Here is a 22117-nt window from a genome sequence, read left to right as displayed (position 1 = left end):
GGCGCATCGCGAGCCCTGACATGACGTAGCATCCGCGCCCGGCGATCGATTCGTCCGGGCTGCGGCGCACTCACTCCCTGCCTGGATCAGCGGCCACGATTATGGCGACACGCGCAGAACTGTTGCAGCACCTGTGGCTGGAAGTCATCGACACGAACATGGACGAGGCGGTGCCGCAGCGCATCGCCGCCCATTACGAAAAGCGGCCGGACGAACCGTTCGCCGATACCGGAGCGGCGATCGGGCGTCTGCTCGCACTCGGCGCCACGCCGCGCGACCTGTGTCTGCTGATGCGCGGAACCGCCTACGAGACGGTGTTCGCGACCCTCTACGCCCTTGGCGACCCCGGCGTGGACGGCGACGACGTCTTCAACCTGCACGAGGAATTGCTCACCGCCGATCCGAGCGGCATGGAAGGGCGGCCCGGCTCGGTTTGAGCGACCATTCGCTCTTCTCTACAGGGAAGAAGGGTGGAGCGAGGGCTATCGCCCACGCCAACGCGCCAGGCCGACGATCGCGCCGCCGACGAGCACGAAGCCGAGCAGCAGCCACAGCGAGTTGATCAGGACCTTGGTATAGCCGAGGGCGGCGACATCGATGAAGTGATAGGGATAGGCGCCGAGCAATTCGCCGCGCACCAGCGCATAGAGCAGATACGCCATCGGATAGGCGCACCAGATCAGCGCCGAGCGCAGTGTCGGCACGCGGGCGGGAGGAAACGCGATCCAGTGCCCCAGCACCATCAGCGGCGTCGCGTAATGCAGGCTGATGTCGGCGACCCATTGCCAGCCTTCGGGCGCCCAGACGTTGCGCAGCAGGAAGTGATAAGCGAGACCGACCATGACGATGGCGGTGGTGGCGCAGCCCCGCAGCTGCCCCGTGCCGAGCCAGCGGTCCGACCGGGCATGGCCGAGCACGAAAGGCAGCGAGAACATCAGGGCGACGAAGCCGTTGGTCAGCACGGTGAAATAGCCCAGGAAAGCGACCAGGCCGTCGAAGGCCGACTTGCCGTTATGCTGGGCCAGCCGTAGCGACAGCCACAGCTGCAGCAGCACGCCGAACCAGGCCAGCGCCGCCACCGCGGCCGATGCGCGGCGCGCGCGCGGGTCGTTGCGAGTCTCCACAGCGTTTCCTCGCGCCGCTCGCGGCGCATCCGAGTACACCCGTGATCGCTGGGCCAGCGTCGCTCATCCACCCCTCACAGGACGCACCATGCCAGCTTACGCCGTCGCTCATCTTCGCGAAGTTTCGTTCAACCCCGCCATCGTCGAATACCTGCAGCGCATCGACGCCACCCTGGAACCGTTCGGTGGCCGCTTCCTCGTGCACGGTGCGCAGCCGGACGTGGTCGAGGGTGCGTTTCCCGGGCACCTGATCCTGATCGGCTTTGCCGATATGGCCAAGGCCAAGGCCTGGTATTACTCGCCGGCCTATCAGGCCATCTTGCCGTTGCGCAGCGACAATTCGGTCGGCGACGTCATCCTGGTCGACGGAACCGACGAGCAGCATCGTGCGACCGACATCCTGGCGGCGGCCGGCTAGAAGCTGGATCCGCGGTAGGTGCCGGCTCACCGCCGGGCCGGCGCATGTTCGCCGATTCAATCGAGCCCACTCAATCGAGCCCATTCAATCGAGCCGGCTTAATCGAGTTTGTAGAGTTCGTCGCTGCGGCGCCTGACCACGTCCTGCAGCCCGGCCAGCAGGGCGTCGTTGTCGGCGGTGGATTTCTCGGCTTCGATCAACAGGATTCTGACTTCGTGCCGAGAGCGTCGGTTCGCACGAGAATTGGTTTCGAAGTCCAGGGCCGCGATCAAGGTGGTGATGACGGCGGCGCCTGCCGCGGCGATCGAGGCGACATCGCCGGGATGCTCGAAGCCGAGGATCTGGATCTTGCCGACGATGGCGGCGAAAGAACTCAGCAAGGCCGACATCACCAGCAGCGCGCGGTATCCGACCTTCCAGCACCAGGCCGAGCGACGATAGCTGTGCTCGTGGGCGAGCAGGGTGGATCGGGTTTCTGCCGACACGTTTTCACTCATGGCATTCCTCGATGGCGCTGTGGGCCGCTGTTCTCGGTCGATTGCTTGCGTTTGCTTTCACCGCCATCGCCACCGCCGAGCGCGCCGCGGCACACGGCACGAATCGGTAGGGGATGAGCCTGCGGCCCACGCTGGACCGATGCTCGGCTTCGATGGAGAGGATGGCCTTGCACCGCACGAGCTACCGCGAAGTCCTTAGTCCAAAACGGTGAATCTACCGAACAAAGGACAGGCCGGACAAAGCACAGGCCGGCGCAGCCGGTGAACGCTGTGGACATACTTTCGCCGGATACGAGTTCGTTTCCGCCGGCACCAGCGATCTGTTCGAGACCGAACGGCTCGACCGGCAGCGGCCATTGCCCGAGACGTTTTGCCTCAGGGCCTGCATCGACTGCCTCTATTCCGACTACAGCCCCTACGGACAGGCGTTGGGCAGCATGTTGTGTTTCCGCAACATCAAGGACGAGTACGAGTACCTTCGGGTCGCCTCGAAGAACGAATTCTGGGCGGTGCACGGGCGACACGAACGTCTGGGGCTGGAAACCTGTCTGTGCGAGCAATTCGTGCGCCGCGTGCCGGGCACCGGCTATCGCGGATGAACCGCGTGGGTTCATCCGCGCCGGGCCTCAATAGCCCAGGCGCACCGCCTTGATCTCGGTGAACGCCGACAGGCCGATGTGGCCGTTCTCGCGGCCGTAGCCGGATTGCTTGACGCCGCCGAACGGCAGGGTGGCTTCGCCGCCGCCGCCGTTGACGATGACCTGGCCGGTTTCGAGTAGGCCGATCAGGCCGTGCACGGTGCCCAGGTCGCGCGCCCACAGTTTCGCCGACAGGCCGTAGCGCGAATCGTTGGCGAGCGCGGCGACGGCGGCGAGCGGGGCGTCGTCGGCGAACGGGGTCACCACGATCGCGGGTGCGAAGATCTCCTCCCGCGCGATCCGCATATCGGCGCTGGCCTCGGTCAACAAGGTCGGCTCGAAGAAATAGCCCGGGCCCGGCCGCGCGCGGCCGCCGCGCAGTGCCCGTGCGCCGGCGGCGAGGCTGTGCTGGATGATGGCCTCGGCGCGCTGCCGTTGCCGCTGCGAAATCATCGGCCCCATATCGGTCGTCTCGTCGTAGCCGGCGCCGATGCGCAGCCGGTCCATCGCCGCGTGCATCCGTTCGAGCAAGGCGCCGTGGATCGAATGCTGGACGAAGACGCGCGATCCCGCCGCGCAATACTGGCCGCTTTTGAAAGCGATCTCGGCGACGATGGCTTGCGCCGCCTTGTCCAGGTCGGCATCGGCGAAGACCACCACCGGGGACTTTCCGCCGAGTTCGAGCACGACCCGTTTCAGGTTGCTGCGCGCGGCCGCGGCCATGATCGATTGGCCGACCTCGGTGGAGCCGGTGAAACTGATCAGGTTGACGTCGGGATGCTCGGCCAGCGCCTGCCCCGCACTCGCGCCCTCGCCCGTGACGATGTTGACGACGCCATCGGGGATACCGACTTGGCGGCAGAGTTCGCCGATGCGCAGCGCCGACAGCGGCGCCAGTTCGGCCGGCTTGATCACCGTCGTGCAGCCGGCGGCAAGGGCGGCGGCGAGCTTCTGCAGCACCATCAGGAAGGGCGCGTTCCAGGGCGTGACGATGGCGGCGACGCCGATCGGCTCGCGCAGGAAGTAGTCCATGCCGGCTTGGTCGGCCGAGCGCATCGGCACTTCGCCGGCGATCTTCGTCGCCCAGCCGGCGTAGTCGCGCAAGGAGCGCAGGCCCAGCGGCAGGTCGCCTTTGCGGATCGAGGCCAGGCTGTGGCCGGCGTCGAGCGATTCCAGCAGGGCGAATTCCTCTTGCCGGGCTTCGATGGCGTCGGCCAGGGCGAACAGCAGGGCGGCGCGCTTCGATGCGGGCAGGCGCGGCCAGGGACCCTCGCGAAACGCGCGCCGGGCCGCGGCGACCGCCAGGTCGATGTCGTGGCCGTCGCCGGCAGCGATGACGGCGATGCGGTTTTCGCTGGCCGGATCGTCGACTTCGAGCGTGCGGCCCGATACGCAGGCACGCCAGGTGCCGTCGATCAGCACGGCCGGAGGCTGTTGCGACAGCGTGCGGCGCAGCGCATCGAGCGCTTCGCCGGAGTGCGCGGGCGCCGGTGCGCCGGCGGTTTCGTTCGCAGCCTGGGTCATGTCGGGGACTCCCGTAGGGCTAAGCCGCGCCCGCGCGATGCCGCGCCGGCACAGAGTTGATATTGTCAACTATCCCGTTGCAAGTTGATAAAGTCAACTTATTAACGGTCAGCCCCGGTCAGCCCCGGTCAGCCCCGGTCAGCCCGGGTCGGACGTCGGGCCGTGCGACATGCGCCGCAGCAGGCTTTCGAGCTGTTTGCGTTCGGTCTGGTTGAGGTCATGCAGCAGGTCCTTCGCCACCACCGCACGCAGGGCTTCGGCCTCGGCATGCGTTTCGGCGCCGCTCGCCGTCAGGCACAGGCGCTGGCGCTTCTCGCCGGCTTCGTTGTCGATCCGCTCGACGTGGCCGCGCTCCAGCAGAGTCTTGATGATCCGCGCGATCTGGGCCTTGTCGCGCCCGCTCTCGCGGACGATGTCGTTCTGGGTGCAGCCGCGATGGCGTGCGACGAAGCGCAGGGTGCGCGCTTCCATCGCCGCCAGACCGAGCTCGGCTTCGCGCAGCGAACGCTGCATGCGCGCGGTGGCCTGATGCATGATCGTGTTGACGAGATTGAGTATCTCGATGTCGCGGCTGGCCGGCATGGGCGTTCCATCGTGGACGACCGAAGGATTGTCGGGATGCGGAGATGACAATGTCAACTTAACGGGGCGGGGGTTTCCGCTCCGACCGCACGAACCGAGGTCTCGCCGCGCATGCAAGGTCGTTGCGGCGAACGATGCGCTTGACTTGCGCACCGCGATGGCGATGGCCCTGCGATCGATGCAGGCCGTTGAGCGAATTACATGAATCTTTGGAATGTGTTTTGAAGCACGTTACTTGGATCGCCTTGCCTCGACGGCCTCGGTCCGAATCGGCGAAAGCGCGTGCAAGCGCGATCAGCCTTGAGCTTCGGCGAACTCGTCATCGTTTGTGTGCCATCACCCAGCGATGGCTCGACGACAGCGCTCGCGAAGATGATTCATTGAGTTAACGAAAACCGCGGTGACAGCCCAGGCGTTCCGTGATTGAACTGGTAGCGGTGCGGCAAACACAGGGGGTGCAGCGCCACGTTCTTTCATGGATGCAATTAAGGAGTTGGTATGGATCAACACAAGAGGCTGCCCCTGATCGTCGGATTGGCCGCGTCGTGCGCAGCATTGGCGGCTACCGTCATTCCCGGGACGAACAGCCCCGCGTCAACGCAGAAAGCGACACCGGCCGCGGCGCCGGCAAACGCCGCCAAGTCGCCCAGCGCGACGTCAGCGGCCGCGGCCGCGACACCGACGGCGGCGATGGCGCCCTCGCCGTCGGCTTCCATCCCCGAGGTCGGCGACCCGGTCAAGGGCAATTACTCGCCGGTCATGAAGTGGCCCTTGATCGGCATCCATGCCGTGCTGACGCCGGACGGGCGGGTGCTGTCCTATGGCACCGACCGCAACGGCATCCAGACCGGCAAGTTCGTCTACGACATCTGGGACCCCTTGCTGGGCACCGGCTCGCTGTCGCACAACACCCTGCCGAACCGGACCAGCGTCGATGTCTTCTGCGGCGCCCAGCTGATCGTGCCCGGCACCGGCAACATCCAGCTGTTCGGCGGCGACATCACCAGTGCCGGCGGGCAGAGCACCAACAATCCGAACGCAGACACCACGCTCTATCGATCTCTCGACGACAGCCTGAGCAAGACCGGCGCTATGCATCGCAAGCGTTGGTATGCGACCGCGACCGCGCTGGCCAATGGCGAGATCTACGTGCAGGGCGGCGCAGGCGGCAAGGACCTGCCCGAGGTGCGCCAGCGCAACGGCACCTATCGTCTGTTGACCGGGGCGAACACCAGCGGCGTATTCGAGTACTACCCGCGCAACTTCCTTGCCCCCGACGGCCAGGTGTTCGGTTTCAACAACCAGGTCATGTATCGCATCAAGACCGCCGGCGCCGGTGCCTTCCAGCGCGTCGGCACCTTCCCGGGTCCTAACATCGGCTGGACCTCCTCGGCGGTGATGATCGCGCCGAGCAAGATCCTGCAGGTCGGCGGCGGCAATCTGCAGGCGGCCTCCAGCCAAGCGCACGTCATCGACATTGCCACGACCGTGCCGAACGTCGAGCAGGTCGCATCGATGACCTATCCGCGCCACTGGCACAACGCCACCGTGCTGGCCGATGGCCGGGTGCTGGTGTCCGGCGGCAGCCAGGTCGCGAACAAAGCCGTCAACGTCGCCTACACCAGCGAGATCTACGATCCCGCGCAGAAGCGTTGGACCCAGGCGGCGAAGGCGCAGCGGATGCGGCTCTATCATTCGACCGCGTTGCTGTTGCCCGACGCGACGGTGCTGACCATGGCCGGCGGCGCGGCGGGGTCGGCGCCGGTCAATAATCTCGACGCGGAGATTTATTACCCGCCGTACTTGTTCCTGCCGAGCGGCAAGCGCGCGCCCAGGCCGGTCATCACCTCGGCACCGCTCAACGTCCAGGCCGGGGCGACGATTTCGATCGGCACGCCCAACGCCGGCAGCATCAAGCGCGTCGCCCTGGTCAAGACCGGTTCGGTCACCCACTCCTTCGACATGGACCAGCGTTACGTGGAACTGCCGTTCACCGTCGCCGACCATACGTTGACGGCGGTGTTACCGCAGAACAAGGCGCATACACCGCCGGGTTCGTACCTGTTGTTCGTGATCAACAGCCTGGGCACGCCGTCGCAGGCCGACATCCTGAGGATCAGTCCACCGCCGGTCTGATGCCGTAGTAAGCGCTGTCGTCAGCGTCGCCGCGCGGCCGGACCGGTCGCGCGGCGACGCTGATCCGTGGCGAGCCTGCCCGGTATAGAGCCTGGCCTGTGTATCGCACGGGCCGCGTCGACGCTCAGGCGAAACCGTTCTCGACGCTGCCCGGCGGCGGCGCGGTCACCGATTCGATGTGGAAGGTATTGCGCTCGCGCTTGGCGTGGTACAGCGCGGCATCGGCGACCGACATGAAGGTCGCCGCATCGGTCGGCACGTGGGTGTAGGCGATGCCGATGCTGGTGGTGACCCGGATCGTGGTGCCGTCGACGACGACGTCCTGGTTCATGGTCTTGATCAGTTTGCGCGCGACCGCCTCGGCCGCTTGCGGTACGGCCGCATCCTCGATCAGCACCACGAACTCGTCGCCGCCCAGGCGCGCGGCCAGGTCGCTGTTGCGCACGCAGTGCAACAGACGATGGGCGAATATGCGCAGGATCTCGTCGCCGGCGGCATGGCCGTAGCTGTCGTTGATGCGCTTGAAGTGGTCGATGTCGAGGTACATCAGCGAGGTCGGCGTACCGTGCCGTTGCAGGCGTGCCAACGCGAGCGCCATGCGTTCGTCGAACTGACGTCGGTTCGCCAGCCCGGTCAGGGTGTCGACCAGGGCCAGGCGCCGCAATTCGAGACGATTCGCTTCCAGGGCCTGCTCGGCGATGACTCTGCGAGTGACGTCGCGGCCGGCGTAGATCAGGTCGAAGCCGTCGCCGTCGGAGGAAGGTATGGTGCGAGTGACCGCCTCGATCCAGACGTAATGGCCTTCCTTGTGGCGGACCCGGTAGATCGAGGTCACCGGCTGGTGCGAGGCGATGACGTTGGCGATGATCTGGGTCTGCCGTTGCAGGTCGTCGGGATGGATCAGGCTGGTGCGGGTGCCGAGCATTTCGGCCGGGGTCCAGCCCAGGATGTCCTGGGCCGAAGGCGATACGTAGATGCGCTCGCCGTCGACGCGCATGCGCACGATCACGTCGTGCGAATAATCCGTCAGCAAGCGATAGCGGTGCTCGCTCTCGCGCAGCCCGGCTACGAGTCGCTTGCGTTCGGCCATCGCCAGCGCCACCGGGATGGTCATCAGGCAACCACCGGCGATATAGAGCTGCAACAGTGCGACGCGTCCGGCGGTACCGAAGCCGTCGACCAGCCACAACGGCCCGTAGCCGAGCGCCGTCGCCGTGCTGCCGATTAGGGTCAGCAGGATCACTCCCACCGCGACGCCGGCGAAGCGGTGCCGGAACGCGCCCAGCAGCAACACCGGGTAGGCCATGAACAGGATCGGATAGCGCGACAGGAAGATCGCCAGGCTGATGACGGCGAGCAACAGCATGGTGAGGACGAACGACCAGCGCCGTCCGGGCGCGGCGATCAGGCCTTTACCCTCGCGATGCACGACCAGGGTCGAGGTGGCGAAGATCACCATGCCGACCACGTGCGCGGCGAACCAGGTGACGAAGTCGATGACGAACGAGGTCGAGTGCAGAGCGGCGATGATCGACGCGGCGATCAGCCCGGAGGTCGCGCAGGCCACCAGGGTGCTCGTGGTGGCGATGCCGCCCAGGCTGATCCAGCGTTTCGGGTCGCCGACGTTCGGCACGAAACGCCGGACCACGCCGGCGACGATCAGCACTTCCACCACATTGGTCGCCGAGATCGGCGCGGCCTGGGCGACGGTTTCCGCGGTCGCCAGCCGCGCCGCGAACTCGACGGCGAAGGCCAGGACGATATAACCCGGCCAGTGGGCGGTGGCGCGCGACAACAACCAGCCGACCAGGATGCCGTTGCTGATCCAGACGGCGGCGAGTTCGCCGGGGCCGCGAGAGAGCGTCAGCGAGGCCCAGGCCGAGGTTCCGATCAGCAGCGCCATCAGCGCGTAGTCCGTCCAGGCGCGCTTGGGCATTGCGGGTGCGTCTCTCACACTCCCTCCTGCACAAGGCGGCCGGCTCTAGAGTGCGCCTGCGCTTTGCCTGTTTGTCGTGACGTCCTTCGCTGCATGCGCCGTCGCCATCCTGGTCCGGAGGCTAGGACGGCGGGTGTAAAGAAGGGGTGACCATACGGCCGCGGGCGTGCGCGTGACACGGGTCACAGGCGTTTCGGCGCGGTTGCGCACGCGGCTCGATTGCCGGCCGTGCGCCGTCGAGAGCGAAGTCGCGATGGCGATACCGCGATCGCGGCATGGCTCGGATTCGTCGGCGGCCCACGCAGTCGTCTCCCCACAGTGTCGACATTCCTATACGACTACGACAGTTGGGTTCGACAGCGGTCATCCGCTTGGCCTTCGTTCCGCGGTTCCCGCGAACCATGCGGCCCATGGCGGCAGTACGAATCGGTGGTCGTCGATAAGCGAAGGCCGGCGAGCGACGCGCATCGGGAGGTTTGCGGATGCAGCGACGACAGATCGAAGACCAGTCCGGGTCCGCAATGGGGCCTCGGGCCGGCCGAGCTGGCTCGCCGGGAGGCAGCTCGCGGCGACTAATGTGCTTTGGCCGTGAGGGTCAGAAACTGCCGCATTCCGCACGCTACCCAAGAGGCCTCCGCGGGACGGGCCCGGCCCAGGACGCGGTAACCCCGGCACATCTGCTTGATAGCGGAGGTTGGCACGATTTTTGTGACGTGTATCACTAAATTACGGCGATAAGCGGTTCGCGGGCTCCGTCCGTGCGGCTGGCGACCAAGTGGAACACTCAGATGAAGAAGCGATGCCGGAAGGCGATACGAGCCGCAACCGTCCATCAACGAGTAAATGCCCCAGGAGGGTGGCGATTGAACCCGCCTGCCGTCCACGCCGCTTCATCGTCGCTGTCGTCGATCAACTGTGGGGACCCGAGCATGTTCAAGACAGAACGTTCGCCGCAGACGACGCTGCCGATCCGCCGCCGGTCTTCCGCCCTGCTGCTGGCGTCGCTGCTGTCGGTGTTGCCCGCGGGCTCGGTGTTCGCTCAGCAGGGGATCGGCATCGGCAACGTGGTCACGGATGCTGGGCTGGTGGGGTCGCCTCATCCGAATACCGCGAATCGGGATTGCGCTGCGAACAAGGTAGTGGTCGGCGGCCGCCATACCGACCGCGCGATAGGGCCGGCCAACTCCGCCGACGGCATGACCGTCGACTACGATCTGCGCTGCGCGTCCATCGCGACCGACGGAGTGAGCGTCACGGTAACGAACGATGCGGCGTTTACCGACTTTCCCAGCTACGATCAACGAAACACGGAGCTTGAAAATACCTGCGCCGCTAATCAGGTCGTAGGACGAGGCGGCGGCTACGACCGTAACTATCTGGGAGCCGGTGTCTGGCCGAGCTCGGTCCGGCACATCTGCTATGCCTTGGTCTTGGATGCGAACGACTGGGTCAAACGCTCCGGGACGAGTTCGTCGACGCAGGATATCGGCATCAACGAGGCCTATGCCGTGCATACGCTTCGCAGCCCGTTCTGCGCCGACACTATCGATACCGTAAAAGTCGGCTACCTTGGACGCCTGGGAGGCGAGGGCATCGACGGTATCCAGCAACGCTGCGGCCAGTTCGTACAAGCGCGCTTCTCCGCCGCACTCAACTTCACCGACTTCTCCTGGTCGACCACCCTGGGCGCAGGCGGCTGGACCGCGCAGCTGACCCACACCAGCGGCAACATGGCCGTGCGCGATCCGCGCGCGGCCGGCGTCAACAACGTCACCCAGTTCGAGGGCGCCAACGAGCTGTACGTGATTCCCGGCGCGGGCTACTCGGCTACGCCGATCGCGCCGGCCGGCATCGCCGCCAATACCTATGTGGTGACGACCTCCTGCACCAACCAGACCCGCACCGACGAGCAGGACCTCGCCTGCCCGCTGGTGGTCAACGGTCTGCCCGACATCGCGGTGAGCTTGACCACGCCGGCGCCGGTGTACAGCAACTACGGCCAATTGCAGAACATCGTCCTCACCGCCACCAATCTCGGCCCCGGCGCGACCGACGGCAACGACGGCTTCACCGTGGTCGCGACCCTGCCCGCCGGTTGGACCGCCGGCACCTTGCCGGCCAACTGCACCGCCAATGGCGCCAACACCATCGTCACCTGTGCGCTCAACCCGACCCCGCTCGCGGCCTCGGCATCGCCCGGCGCCAACGGCGGCACGGTCAGCTTCACCATTCCGGTCACGGTCAACTCGCCGACGCTCAGCGGCACTTACACCGCGAACGCCGCGCTCGGCCGCAGCGTGCCCGACGGCGATGGCGATACCACCAACAACGACTTCAACACCGCGAACGACACCGCCAGCGGTCCGCTGGTGTTCCAGAAGCAGCCGATCCTGCGCCTGCGCAAAACGCTGCCGCTGGGCCGCTTCGTCGATGCCGACCAGTTCGCGTTGAGCATCGCCGGCACCGGCGGCCCGGCCACGGCGACGACCACCGGCACGGGCAGCACTGCGACCGGCGAGGCGCTGTTGAACGGCGCCGTCGCCGCGACCTACAGCTTCACCGAAGCCGGCGCGGCCGGCGCCAACCTGGCCAACTACACCACGACCTATGCCTGCACCAACGCGCTCGCCGGCGGGCAAACCCCGAGCGGCAGCGGCGCCAGTTTCAACGTCACGGCGGTGGCCGGCGACGAGCTGACCTGCACCTTCTCCAATACCCGCGCACCGCTGGCCAACCTGGTCATCAGCAAGACCAACACCCCGGGCTCCGGTCCCGACGATCAGGGCACCGACACGCTGACCCGCGGCGCCGCAACGACTTATTCGATCGTGGTCACCAACAACGGCCCTGATGCGGTCACCGGCGCGATCTTGCGCGACCAGGCCGCCGGCCGCGCCGGGCTGACCTGCAACGGAACGCCGACCTGCACCGGCAGCGCCTGTCCGGGCGGTCTGACGATGGCCGCGCTCGAGACCGGCGCAGCCCTGGGCACGCTGACGAGCGGAGCGAGCGTGACCGTGACCCTGCCGTGCACGGTCGACTGAGCGCCGTACACGCAGCACGGCGCCTGCACCGGGTCGGCATCGCCAAGTCGACCCGGGTTGAAAACCCGGCCCGAGCACCCATTGGATAGGGCAACCAGGCGCCGACGACCACGATGACGACGGACATCCGAGCCGCACGATGGCCACAGGATCTGCCTGTGGTGCGCAGCTTGTTCCACGAATACGCCGAGAGTCTCGGCATCGACCTCGGTTTCCAGGGGTTCGAGAACGAAGTCGCCGCGTTGCCGGGCAAGTACGCGCCGCCCGGCGGACGCTTGTTGATCGCCTGGCGCGGCGAGGAAGCCCTCGGCTGCATCGGGCTGCGCGCGCTGTCGGCCGGCTCCGGCGAGATGAAGCGCCTGTACGTGCGGCCGCAAGCGCGCGGCGAACGACTCGGGCGCCGGTTGGCCGAGGGCATCTGCGCAGAAGCGCGCGATGCCGGCTATTCGCGCATCTGCCTGGACACCTTGCCGAGCATGGCGCCGGCCCAGAAACTGTACGAGTCGCTCGGCTTCCGGCCGATCGCGCCTTATGTCTACAACCCGGTGGCGGGCGCGCGTTTTCTGGCGCTCGATCTGTAACACGACGAAGTGAAGCGGTCACCTTCGCACCATCTCGTCGCGATCACGCGTCGGGCAAGCGCAACCGCGCTTCGCCATCGCACGCGCGCGAACACAGCGCGGAATGTGGCCGGATACGCGTCGACATCGCGTAACTCTGGTGAGACCGCCGGCACCGGTGCCGCGGTCGTCTCCAGGGGGAAAGGCCGTGCATCGAGCCAAGCGCTTCGCGTTGTTGTTTGCATTGTTCGCCATCGTCTCGACGAGCATGGGGTGCGCCAACCTCGGCGCGGTCCGCAGCTTCGCCGCGACCTCCAGCCAGCTCACCGGCTATCGCGAAGTCACCGAGCGCTATGTCGGCAGCGCCGATCGGCAACTGGCGAATCTGCCCGCAAGCAAGCTCTACGACCCGGCCCGTAAAGAGCTGCAGGCGCTGAAGCAGAGCAGCGAGCAGCAGAAGGACAGCCTGCTCAAGCTGCACGACACCGCCACCGGGTATATGAGCGCGCTGGCCGAACTCGCCGGCGAGGACGCTTACAGCCTCAACGCCGATATCGACAAAGTCTCCGGCGCGATTACCGCCGCGCCCGAGCTCGGCATCGGCGCCGAGGACGTGGCCGCCTACGGCAAGATCGCCAAGCTGGTCAGCAGTTGGGCGCTCGCGGCCAAGCAGGCGCGCGACGTCAAGGCCATGCTGAAGACCTACGGCGACGACATGGACCGTTTGCTCGGCGCCATGCAACGTGCGGCCCGGTCCTACGAAGGCGTCCTGCAACAGGAAAAGGCATCGGCGGACAGCATCCAGATGCTCAGGCTGACCGTGTGGAAACAGCCCAAGAGCGGCGATGGGCTGCTCGACGAGGCGCGCCGCGATGCCATCGTCGCCATGTCCAACAATTCCTATGCCGGCATCGCCGAGCAGCAGGCCAAGGCGCTGCAGGCCGCGGCGGCCGCATCGCAAGGCCTGGCACAGGTGCGCAGCGGCCACGCCGCCATGCTCAAGGACGCCGACCGTCTGAAGTCCAAGCAATTGCAGGCGCTGCTGAAGCAGGCCGTCGCCGACATGAAAACCGTGCGCACCCAGCTGGACGCACTCTGACCGACAGGGGAAGGACATGGCCAAGCAGATACTCGAAACCGCCGAAAGCGTCCAAGCCGCGGCCGACCAGTTCGTCGCCTGCGCCGACGACGTCGGCAAACGCGCCAAGGCCGGGTTCGATGCCGGCGACATCAGCATCGAAGAATTCATCGCCCAGATTCCCGAAGAGCTGCGCGTGCGCGGCCAGGCCATGGTGCTGTACAGCAAGGCCATCGACTACGTGCTGACCGATGCGCAATTGCCGCAGGCCGAGCTCGACCAGGCCATCGCCGAGGCGCGCGCCAAGATCGCGACGATCAAGCAGGTCCGCAAGGCGATCGAAATCTTCTCCGGCGTGGTCGTGCTGGCCGCGGCGATCGTCGCGCGCGACGCCAACGGCACGGTCAAGGCGACCAAGGCCCTGGCCAAGCTCGCGAAAAGCGACGAACACAAGCCGGCCGCGAAGGCCGTCGCCAAGAAGGCGAAGAAGGACCCGAAGACGGTGGCCTGACACGCGCGCGCCGCTCGTCGGTGGCTCGCCGCTCACGTCGATCACCCGGCCGGCTCAGGCCATGCGCGCCAGAAGCATCGCCGACGCATTGGTCGCGAGCGCCGCCAGGTATAGCCCGACCCCGAACACGGCGTGGTTGATCAGACTGTGCAAACGCGCGAGGCCAGGACGCGGCGTGCGGCGTGCGGCGAGGCCGGCGCCCATGCCCGGCTGCATCAGCAGGAACGGTGCGGCGACGCTGCCGATGCCGACGATCAAGGCCGGGGCGAGGCTCGGCTGGCCCGCCCAGTCGAGTCCCCATGCGGCGAGCAGCACCGCCGCGAAGGCGATGCCGATCAGATAATGCGCGGTCCAGCCGATCGCGCGTTCGCCGCGTACGCGCGGCGTCGCGCCGATCGGGTCGTGGCGGAAGCGTCCGCGTGGCAGGTAGGCGATCCAACGGCCGACCAGGTCGTAATCGGCCGCCGCCATGCGCAACCACCGGCTCCGGACGAGACCCCAGACGTCCATCAGTGCGGTCGCACCGATTCCGATGGCAGCGGCACGCACCAGCGCTTCGACGAGCTCAGGCACGGTCTGCGCCGTTCGATGACAGCGAAGACGACGAGGCGCGCGCACCGATCATCCAGCAAGCGGCGGTGTAGCGGACCTCGGCGCCGTGTACGAAGGGATCGAACGCGGCGCGTACCGTTTCGACGATTTCAGCGCGGGTGCGCTCGTCGGCTTCTTGCAGGAACAGGCCGAGCGGCCCCAGCCGACTCAGATAGCGGGCCAGCTCGCTCGCGGGGAAACTGCAGGTCACATCGATGGGCTGCAGGCCGATGTCGGTCCAGCCGCTGTCGTCCAGGATGCGATGAACGCGCTGCGCATCGGCGAAGGCGAACTGGCCGGGGCCATCGGGCTTGCGCGCGGGCAGTGTCGGCAGCAGCGGGGCGGCGGCGCGTTCGGCCGTGGTCATGAACGGATTGTCGGCGGCGCCGCGCCAGGCGATGAGGCGCAACTCGGCGCTGTCTTTCGCGGCGTGTCGAAGATTGGCGAAGGCGGCGACCGGGTCGGCGAAGAACATCACGCCGAAGCGCGAAACGATCGCGTCGAAGCGGGCCGGCGCGAAGGCATGGGTTTGCGCATCGGCGCACAGGAACTCGGCGGATATGCCGTCGGCATCGGCCCGCGTCCGCGCCAGCGCGATCATCGGTTCGGAAATATCGATGCCCACGCAGCGTCCGCCGGCGCCGAGCCGACGCGCCAGTGCGAGGGTGACCGCGCCGGTGCCGCAGCCGATGTCGAGCACCTCGCGCGCCGAGCCGGCGACCGCTTCGACCAGTCGTTCCTGGATGGGTTGGAACATGCCGTCGAGCAAGGCCTGGGTGTCGACCCAGGCCCGACCGGCCAGGCCGTTCCAAAGTTGCGCCTGCTCGTTACCGGCGTCGTATGCGGTGTTCATGTCCGTGTCCCGATTGCCATTCAGCGGCGGAAGCGGCACTGTGCCAATTCAAGTCGACTTGAGGTCAAGAGGGTGCAGGAACTGGACATCGCCGAGGTGGCACAGCGCTCCGGAGTGCCCGCTTCGACCCTGCGCTATTACGAAGAAAAAGGCCTGATCGCCTCGATCGGACGGCACGGCCTGCGGCGCGTGTTCGCCGCCGGCGTGCTCGAACGGTTGGCGCTGATCGCGCTGGGGCGAGCCGCCGGTTACCGCCTCGACGAGATCGCATCGATGTTCGCGCCGGATGGCCCCCCGCGCATCGATCGCGAGCAACTGCGCGCCAAGGCCGACGAGCTCGACCGGACCATCCGCCAGCTCAGCGCCATGCGCGACGGCCTGCGCCACGCCGCGGCCTGCAAGGCGCCGAGCCACATGGAATGCCCGACCTTCCGTCGCATCGTCCAGGCCGCCGCCTCCGGCGCCCTCGGTACGCGCACGCGCAAGCCTCCGCAGCGATCGCGCGACTGATCGAACGCGCGATCAGAACGCCCAGTCCGAGGAAGGCATCTCATCGTAATCGGATGCCGCGGTTTCCCTTGCTCATGCCGACGCCCGCAGCGGCCGTGACGACGGCGCGGTGCGCGCGCCGCGTTTGATGGCCTGCGCGCGCTTGGCGATCAAACGGATCACCACCGCGGTGAACAGCAGCGCCGACGGCACCGCGTACCAGAAATTGACCGGCACCCGCTTGAAGTACGAGTAAGCGAAGATCGTGGCGATGATCCACATGCCGACGACGTGCAGCCGGTGCCAGGCGGTCGGTCCCAGGCGCCGCGCCAGGGGCCGGTACGAGGTGATCGCGAGCAAGGCGATGAAGGCGTAGCCGAGGCTGCCGGGCACGTTGGTCAGTGCCGAACGGCTCGGCCAGAACTCCGGGTTGAGCTGTCCGAAAGCGTAGATCGCGAAGGCATGCAGCAAATGCGAGAACGCGAACGACAGCCCGACGACGCGCCGCTCCTTCAACAGTGCGCGAGTGAAGTCGCCGGGCAACAGGGTTGCGAACGAAGACGCGGTGAAGGCTGCCAGGAACAGCACGAACGAGGTGCGCGCGGTCGCCCGGATGGCGCGGCGGCTGCCTTCGACCGCGTCGGGGCCCATCAGGAAAGCGGCTGCCGCGATCGCGCACAGGACGATGGCCAGCAGCAGGAACAGCCGCCAACCGGTGAGGCGTTGCAGGACGGAGGTGGCGATCATGCGAATGCTCCAAAGCTCGGGTTCGGGTGGGGGCGGGACTCTCCGGCGGCGGCGCCGGTCGTTTGAAGTTGGGCGTCGACGATGCCGAGGGCTTGTAACTGCGCAAGCACATCGAGGCCATGCTCGATGAGGCCATCGGCCGGTTCGCCCGCTTCCTCGGCCAACGCCCGCAAGTGATCGCGGCTGCTCAGCGGCTGCGCCGACACGGCGAGCAACAAGCGATAGCCGAAGACGGTTAAGCGCAGGGTCCGCAGTTCGTGATCGGCGCCGCGCTGGACGATGAGCAAGGTCGGCGCCTCGGGTGGGTCTTCGAGATCGCTCAGCCCGGCTTCGGCCGCATCGACCGGCCAGCGATAGCCGCAGATGCGCACCAGCGGCGACAGCATCGGCACGCTGTCGCCGGTCATCGCTACGGAGCCTGTCGGCGGCGCGGCCGTTGCGGCCGTTGCGGCCAGCAACAGCGCCTGCTGGGTCCACTCGAAATGCGCGAGTTCCGCGGCCCAGGCCGGCAGGTCGCAGGCATCCGCCCGACTCAGGTAGTCGACGAGTTCGCCGCCGACTTGGGGGAACAGCGGCGTCTCGCAGCGATGCCGTGCATAGAAGCGGGCCACCAAGGCTTGCCAGCCCGGCGCCTGCAGCGCCCGGCGCAGCCGCGGGAAGCTGCCGGCCAACAGGTTCTCGACCGCGCCCACGCACAACGACCGGTACAGCGCCATGCGTTGCGGCGCTACGTCCTGCGGCGGCGGATGCGACGGGTCGCGCAGATGCCGCGCCCACGCCAGTTGCACGCTTCTCAGCGATTCAGTCATGGACGGGCTCCGACGGATGCGTCGAGCGGACGGCCTCGGCCTGCAGCGCGCGGATCTGCGCGAGCTCGCCGAGCGGTTCGTCCCAGGCCGGGAAATTGAAGTCGCGTTCGAGCAGGGTCGGTCTTACCCCGAAGCGCAGGTGCGCCTGCTCGAGCAGGGCCCAGACCATCGCCTTCACCGGTGCGCCGTGGGTGTCGACCTTGAAACCGTCGTCCTGGTCCAGGTGCCCGGCGATGTGGTACGAGGCCACGCGCTCGCGCGGAATACGCGCGATGAAATCCAGCGCGTCGTAGCCGTGATTGCAGGCGTTGACGAAGACGTTGTTGATGTCGAGCAGCAGATCGCAGTCGGCCTGCGCCAATACCGCGTTGATGAAGTCGATTTCGCTCATGGCCGGCTGCGGCGCCGCGTAGTAGGAGATGTTCTCCACCGCGATGCGCCGGCCCAGCGTGTCCTGGACCTGGGCGATGCGGGCCGACACATGCCGTACTGCCTCGTCGGTGAACGGCAACGGCAACAGGTCGTAGAGGTGACCGCCGACGGCGCAATAGCTCAGGTGCTCGCTGTAAAGACCGACGTGGTGGCGATCCAGAAAGCGGCGCGTATCGGCGAGCAGTTTGCCGTCGAGCGGATCGGTGCCGCCGAGCGACAGCGACAGGCCGTGGCAGGCGATCGGAAAGCGTGCCGACAGGTCGGCCAGGGCCTCGCCGAAATGGCCGCCGACGCCGATCCAGTTGTCGGGCGCGCACTCGAGGAAATCGACCTGGCCCGGCGCCAGCCCGAGCAACTCGTCGATCAGGCTGCGCCGCAGGCCGAGGCCGGCCGAGGCCGCAGGCAATGTCTGGTTCATGGCGGTGCTCCGCGTGGATGAGCGCCGCCACCGCAGGGCGATGGCGGCGCGGGGTTTCAGTCGGCGGGTTTCAGTCGGCGATCTGCGAGAACAGTCCCTTCGGCATCGGCTTGCCGTTGGCCTGGTAGGTGCGCTTGAGGAAGTCGTGCGCCTCGGCCTCGCTGATGTAGCCGTCGTGGCCGCGGTCGATGCGATCGAAGTCGGCCGCGCGACCGGCCGCGACGGCGAGGAACTCGGCGCGCGACACCTTGCCGTCGTGGTTGCTGTCGGTCTTGGCGAACGAAGCATCGCCGCACTTGCCTTCGCCGCAGGCACCTTCGGCCGTGGCCTTCTTTGCGGACGTGCCGGTTTTGCCGGCACCGCATTTGCCTTCGCCGCACTTGCCTTCGGCGGCGGCGACGCCGGCGAAGCCGGCCAGGGCCTGCGGTTGCGCGGCCATCGCTTGAGCGCCGAACAAGGCGCCGCCGGCTAGGACGATGCTCAATGCGCCGACGAGGGAGTTGCGGGAGTGGGAGGTGGACATGGGTGGTACTCCGATTGGATGCACGCCAGGCGTGCGGGATGGCTGCCGCGGCTGCGGCAGGGAAGCAGGGAAGGGATTGCCGAGCCGGAACGGATCAGGCGGCGGACAGCGCCGGGGCCGGCCGTCGCGACTTCGCCAGGTGCAAGGCGATCGAGGCCAGCCCGATCAGCGCGCCGATCGTCGCGGGCAAGGGCAGCAGCGCGATCAACGGCAGGCACAGGGCGAAGGCGACCACGCCCCAGCCGAGCGAGCCGCCGCGCGCGAGGTCGGGTGCCGCGTGCCGGAACAGCCGGTCCAGGCTCAGCGTGCCGCCGCCGCCGAGCATCAGCGGCAACAGCATCGCCAGATAGATCAGGGGCAGCTTGAAGTTGCCGTAGCCCTGGTCGCTGATCGCATAGCCGCGCCACAGCTCGGCCAGGCCGCTCCAGTGCTCGGGCCAGTGCACCGCGGCAATGGCCACCACGGTCAGCACCCACAAGACGTACGCGACCGCGCGGGTGCCCAGGCCGAGCAACAGGGCGAGGCTGCAGCCCAGTTCGAGCCAGGTCGCCATGGTCCAGTTGAGATCGGGGCTCAGGCGCGAGAACGGAAACGGAAAGCGCTGGGCGATGTCGGCGAACCAGTTCTGGCCGTGCAATTTTTCGATGCCGGCCTCATAGAACTCCCAGGCCAGCAGGACGCGCAGGCCGAGCGGCGACAGCGATGCTCCGACGCGGTCGAGGCGCGGGCCGAGGCGGGTGATGAAGGACGGCAACATGCGAGGCTCCTGGCTGGACGAGTGACGAAAGACCGGGAGCCATTACGCGATCGCGACGTATCCGCAGGGTGTCGGGCGAAGCGCGGATTTGTGTACCAATGTGGCCGCGCGCGGCCGCGGATACATTGCGATACGAATCGGCGGCAGTGCGGCGCTCGGCGACCGCCACGAAGGCCCTGCCTGCGCCCGGCACCGGGGGTTGTCCACCGACGCGGCGGCATCGGTTTGTAAGCGAACGTATCCGGCGCCGCCGGCGAGGCCTTGCGATACAAGAAGCGATGCACGCGGAAACACAGGCGATACAGCCGCGGCGCGCAATGGCCACTCCCCAGCCCAGGAGTGTCCCCATGATCCGCACGCTGTTGTTCGCTTCCCTGTTGGCCGCGACCGCCGGCTCGTCCGCGGCCGCCGAGCACGTCCGCCCGATCGATCCGTACGCGCCCACCGTCGTACTGGTCCACGGCGCCTTCGCCGACGGCTCCAGCTGGAGCCAGGTCATTCCCCGTCTGGCGTCCTGGGGCGTGCCCGTAGTGGCGGTGCAGAACCCCCTGACCTCATTGGAAGACGACGTCGCCGCCACCCGTCGCGCCATCCGCGCCGCGCCCGGCAAGGTGGTATTGGTCGGCCACTCCTGGGGTGGCACCGTCATCACCGAGGCCGGCAACGACCCCAAGGTGTCGGCCTTGGTCTATGTCGCCGCGTTCGCGCCCGATGCCGGCGAGAACTCCGCCCAACAAGGGCAGGGCTATCCGGTCGCTCCGGGCTTGAGCCGCCTGCTCGAGCGCGAGGGTTTCCTGTCCTTGCCCGAAGCGGCAGTGCGCGAGGATTTCGCCCAGGACCTCAAGCCCGCCGCCGCGCGCCTGATCTACCGCACCCAGGGTCCGCTGAAGGCGAGCGCTTTGGCCGAGCCGGTGACTCGAGCCGCATGGCGCGGCAAGCCGAGCTGGTACGTGCTGTCGCGACACGACCGCATGTTGTCGCCGCAGTTGCAGGCCGCGACCGCCCGCCGTATCGGTGCGCAAGTGCATTCGCTGTCGGCCAGCCATGTGTCGCTGTTGTCGCAACCGGACGCAGTGACCAACGCCATTCTCGAGGCCGCCGGCATCCAGGCCGCTGCCGCCACCGCCGATAGCGGAGGCTGAGGTGATCGCCCTTGCCCTGGCCGCGCTTGCCGGCATGGCCACCCTTCTCTCGCCCTGCGTGCTGCCGGTGCTGCCGATCGTGCTGGCGCGCGGTGCCGGCGGCGATCGCCGCGAGCCGCTGTTGATCGGCGCCGGCTTCATCGGCGCGTTCGCTGCCGGCGGCATCGCGCTCGGTCTGCTGGCGTCGTCGTCGGGGCGCTTCGAAGCCGCCGTGCGCCTCGCCGCGATAGCGGTGTTGCTGCTCGCGGGGCTGTCCTGCGTGTGGCCGGGCGTGTTCGAACGGGTGCAACAACGCTGGCTGGCCGGATCGCGGCTGCTGGCCTGGCAGCCGCGCGCCGCCGGGCCGGGCGGTGCGCTCCTGGTCGGGGTCTCGCTCGGCATCGCCTGGACGCCCTGCGCCGGTCCGGTCCTGGCCTCGGTGTTGGCGCTCGCCGCTGGGGCGCAGGACCCGGCGCGGGCCAGTGCGCTGCTGGGCATGTACGCGCTCGGCGCGGCGGTGCCGTTGTTGGCCTTCGTTTACGGCGGCCGTTGGGTCGCCGCGCGCATGGCCTCGCTGCAACGGCATAGCGCTTGGCTGCGCCGCGCATTCGGCGTGGTGGCGGTGGCCATGGCCCTGCTGCAACTCGCGCAACTGGATACCGCGCTCGTCGCCTGGCTGCTGCCATGGCTTCCTTCGATCTCCACCGGACTATGACCATGTCGAAAACCATAACCGCACTGCTCACGGCCGCCGTCGTCATCGTCGTCGCCCTCGCCATCGCGCCCGCGCTGGCCTGGCCGGAGGCAGGCGCGCACGGCAAGGGCGCCATCGCCTCGACCGTCGCGCCCGACCTCGCCGGCGGCGGCCCCTGGATCAACAGCGAACCGTTGTCGTTGCCGAAGCTGCGCGGCCAGGTGGTGCTGGTCGAGTTCTGGACCTATTCGTGCATCAACTGCATCCGCGTGCTGCCGCATGTTTCGCGATGGCACGAGCGCTACGCCGCGCAGGGCCTGGTGGTGATCGGCGTGCACACGCCCGAATACGGCTACGAGCGGGTCGGCGCCAATGTCCGCGCAGCGGTAAAGCGCCTGGGCATCGGTTATCCGGTCGTGCAGGACAACGGTTTCCGTATCTGGAACGCCTACGGCAACCGGTATTGGCCGGCGCTGTACCTGATCGACCGCCAGGGCAGGATCGTCTACCGCCATTTCGGCGAAGGCGACTACGCTGTCACCGAAGCGGCGATCCGCGAACAGCTGGCACGCCCGTCCGCCGCGCCGGCGCCGCGCGTTACCATCGCTGGCGCAGTGCGATAAGCCCTCCGGAAC

General features: G+C 67.6%; 25 protein-coding genes. 12 read left to right on the top strand and 13 right to left on the bottom strand.

What is annotated here, in order from left to right:
• Window positions 1-101: 101 nt before the first annotated feature.
• Entirely contained in the window at window positions 102-437 is a 336-nt protein-coding gene (locus LC490_RS01725) for a hypothetical protein (protein WP_223619092.1), read from the top strand.
• A 45-nt stretch (window positions 438-482) separates the two neighbouring features.
• Here the strand turns inward: LC490_RS01725 and LC490_RS01720 are convergent, their stop codons facing one another.
• Window positions 483-1124, bottom strand: coding sequence for a Pr6Pr family membrane protein (locus LC490_RS01720; RefSeq protein WP_031373602.1), 642 nt, complete (start codon window positions 1122-1124; stop codon window positions 483-485).
• An 88-nt stretch (window positions 1125-1212) separates the two neighbouring features.
• On the opposite strand from LC490_RS01720, the gene LC490_RS01715 reads away from it, so the two are divergent.
• Window positions 1213-1542: a DUF1330 domain-containing protein gene (locus LC490_RS01715; RefSeq protein WP_031373601.1), complete on the top strand. Its 330-nt coding sequence runs from the start codon at window positions 1213-1215 to the stop codon at window positions 1540-1542.
• Window positions 1543-1640: 98 nt separating this feature from the next.
• On the opposite strand, the gene LC490_RS01710 is transcribed toward LC490_RS01715, so the two are convergent.
• On the bottom strand, window positions 1641-2039 hold the full coding sequence (locus LC490_RS01710; protein WP_223619091.1) for a hypothetical protein: 399 nt from the start codon (window positions 2037-2039) through the stop codon (window positions 1641-1643).
• A gap of 356 nt (window positions 2040-2395) precedes the next feature.
• Here LC490_RS01710 and LC490_RS01705 point away from each other — a divergent pair, with 356 nt between their 5' ends.
• Complete coding sequence (locus LC490_RS01705) at window positions 2396-2638, top strand: hypothetical protein (RefSeq protein ID WP_223619090.1); 243 nt, start codon at window positions 2396-2398, stop codon at window positions 2636-2638.
• Window positions 2639-2665: 27 nt separating this feature from the next.
• Here LC490_RS01705 and LC490_RS01700 read toward each other — a convergent pair whose 3' ends face one another.
• The 3 genes from LC490_RS01700 to LC490_RS01690 form a co-directional block, all read right to left on the bottom strand.
• Complete coding sequence (locus tag LC490_RS01700) at window positions 2666-4201, bottom strand: aldehyde dehydrogenase family protein (RefSeq protein WP_223619089.1); 1536 nt, start codon at window positions 4199-4201, stop codon at window positions 2666-2668.
• Window positions 4202-4339: 138 nt separating this feature from the next.
• On the bottom strand, window positions 4340-4783 hold the full coding sequence (locus tag LC490_RS01695) for a MarR family winged helix-turn-helix transcriptional regulator (protein ID WP_051885315.1): 444 nt from the start codon (window positions 4781-4783) through the stop codon (window positions 4340-4342).
• A gap of 503 nt (window positions 4784-5286) precedes the next feature.
• A complete protein-coding gene (locus tag LC490_RS01690) occupies window positions 5287-5499 on the bottom strand; it encodes a hypothetical protein (protein WP_051885314.1) in 213 nt (70 codons plus the stop codon).
• Here LC490_RS01690 and LC490_RS01685 point away from each other — a divergent pair.
• Window positions 5474-6919: a galactose oxidase-like domain-containing protein gene (locus LC490_RS01685; RefSeq protein ID WP_223619088.1), complete on the top strand. Its 1446-nt coding sequence runs from the start codon at window positions 5474-5476 to the stop codon at window positions 6917-6919. The genes LC490_RS01690 and LC490_RS01685 overlap by 26 nt on opposite strands.
• A gap of 124 nt (window positions 6920-7043) precedes the next feature.
• Here LC490_RS01685 and LC490_RS01680 read toward each other — a convergent pair whose 3' ends face one another.
• Window positions 7044-8873, bottom strand: coding sequence for a sensor domain-containing diguanylate cyclase (locus tag LC490_RS01680; RefSeq protein WP_152566368.1), 1830 nt, complete (start codon window positions 8871-8873; stop codon window positions 7044-7046).
• Between the two features lie 911 nt (window positions 8874-9784).
• Here LC490_RS01680 and LC490_RS01675 point away from each other — a divergent pair.
• The 4 genes from LC490_RS01675 to LC490_RS01660 all read left to right on the top strand — a co-directional run bounded on the left by LC490_RS01675 (window position 9785) and on the right by LC490_RS01660 (window position 14048).
• A complete protein-coding gene (locus LC490_RS01675; RefSeq protein WP_223619087.1) occupies window positions 9785-11899 on the top strand; it encodes a DUF11 domain-containing protein in 2115 nt (704 codons plus the stop codon).
• Between the two features lie 161 nt (window positions 11900-12060).
• The gene (locus LC490_RS01670; RefSeq protein WP_223619086.1) at window positions 12061-12480 is read left to right on the top strand and encodes a GNAT family N-acetyltransferase; all 420 of its coding nucleotides are present in this window, start codon (window positions 12061-12063) and stop codon (window positions 12478-12480) included.
• Window positions 12481-12667: 187 nt separating this feature from the next.
• Window positions 12668-13558: a hypothetical protein gene (locus LC490_RS01665; RefSeq protein ID WP_223619085.1), complete on the top strand. Its 891-nt coding sequence runs from the start codon at window positions 12668-12670 to the stop codon at window positions 13556-13558.
• A 16-nt stretch (window positions 13559-13574) separates the two neighbouring features.
• Window positions 13575-14048: a hypothetical protein gene (locus tag LC490_RS01660; protein WP_223619084.1), complete on the top strand. Its 474-nt coding sequence runs from the start codon at window positions 13575-13577 to the stop codon at window positions 14046-14048.
• Between the two features lie 54 nt (window positions 14049-14102).
• On the opposite strand, the gene LC490_RS01655 is transcribed toward LC490_RS01660, so the two are convergent.
• Window positions 14103-14621 carry a DUF2938 domain-containing protein gene (locus LC490_RS01655; RefSeq protein WP_223619083.1) on the bottom strand — a complete coding sequence of 173 codons (519 nt, stop codon included), beginning with the start codon at window positions 14619-14621 and terminating at the stop codon, window positions 14103-14105.
• On the bottom strand, window positions 14614-15492 hold the full coding sequence (locus LC490_RS01650) for a class I SAM-dependent methyltransferase (protein WP_223619082.1): 879 nt from the start codon (window positions 15490-15492) through the stop codon (window positions 14614-14616). The genes LC490_RS01655 and LC490_RS01650 overlap by 8 nt, the downstream gene beginning before the upstream one ends.
• 72 nt (window positions 15493-15564) lie before the next feature.
• Here LC490_RS01650 and LC490_RS01645 point away from each other — a divergent pair, with 72 nt between their 5' ends.
• Window positions 15565-16002: a helix-turn-helix domain-containing protein gene (locus LC490_RS01645; RefSeq protein ID WP_343222992.1), complete on the top strand. Its 438-nt coding sequence runs from the start codon at window positions 15565-15567 to the stop codon at window positions 16000-16002.
• 72 nt (window positions 16003-16074) lie between these two features.
• Here LC490_RS01645 and LC490_RS01640 read toward each other — a convergent pair whose 3' ends face one another.
• The 5 genes from LC490_RS01640 to LC490_RS01620 form a co-directional block, all read right to left on the bottom strand.
• Entirely contained in the window at window positions 16075-16728 is a 654-nt protein-coding gene (locus LC490_RS01640) for a ferric reductase-like transmembrane domain-containing protein (protein WP_223619081.1), read from the bottom strand.
• A complete protein-coding gene (locus LC490_RS01635; RefSeq protein ID WP_223619080.1) occupies window positions 16725-17537 on the bottom strand; it encodes a putative DNA-binding domain-containing protein in 813 nt (270 codons plus the stop codon). Before LC490_RS01635 ends, LC490_RS01640 begins: the two co-directional genes overlap by 4 nt.
• Window positions 17530-18387 carry a DUF692 domain-containing protein gene (locus tag LC490_RS01630; protein ID WP_223619079.1) on the bottom strand — a complete coding sequence of 286 codons (858 nt, stop codon included), beginning with the start codon at window positions 18385-18387 and terminating at the stop codon, window positions 17530-17532. Before LC490_RS01630 ends, LC490_RS01635 begins: the two co-directional genes overlap by 8 nt.
• Before the next feature lie 70 nt (window positions 18388-18457).
• Window positions 18458-18910 (bottom strand): hypothetical protein, encoded by a 453-nt coding sequence (locus tag LC490_RS01625; RefSeq protein ID WP_031370265.1) that lies wholly within the window; start codon window positions 18908-18910, stop codon window positions 18458-18460.
• Between the two features lie 94 nt (window positions 18911-19004).
• The gene (locus LC490_RS01620) at window positions 19005-19667 is read right to left on the bottom strand and encodes a DoxX family protein (RefSeq protein WP_223619078.1); all 663 of its coding nucleotides are present in this window, start codon (window positions 19665-19667) and stop codon (window positions 19005-19007) included.
• Window positions 19668-20014: 347 nt separating this feature from the next.
• Here LC490_RS01620 and LC490_RS01615 point away from each other — a divergent pair, with 347 nt between their 5' ends.
• Genes LC490_RS01615 through LC490_RS01605 form a run of 3 tightly spaced genes read left to right on the top strand, consistent with a single transcriptional unit; the run spans window position 20015 to window position 22105 of the window.
• Window positions 20015-20809 (top strand): alpha/beta hydrolase, encoded by a 795-nt coding sequence (locus LC490_RS01615; RefSeq protein WP_223619077.1) that lies wholly within the window; start codon window positions 20015-20017, stop codon window positions 20807-20809.
• 1 nt (window position 20810) lies between these two features.
• Window positions 20811-21503, top strand: coding sequence for a cytochrome c biogenesis CcdA family protein (locus tag LC490_RS01610; RefSeq protein ID WP_223619076.1), 693 nt, complete (start codon window positions 20811-20813; stop codon window positions 21501-21503).
• 2 nt (window positions 21504-21505) lie between these two features.
• On the top strand, window positions 21506-22105 hold the full coding sequence (locus LC490_RS01605; RefSeq protein WP_223619075.1) for a thioredoxin family protein: 600 nt from the start codon (window positions 21506-21508) through the stop codon (window positions 22103-22105).
• The last annotated feature ends 12 nt before the right edge of the window (window positions 22106-22117 follow it).

Origin of the sequence: Lysobacter sp. ESA13C (assembly GCF_019970005.1) — a bacterium.
Classification (GTDB): Bacteria; Pseudomonadota; Gammaproteobacteria; order Xanthomonadales; family Xanthomonadaceae; genus Lysobacter; species Lysobacter antibioticus_B.
This window is presented reverse-complemented; position numbering and strand designations above follow the sequence as displayed.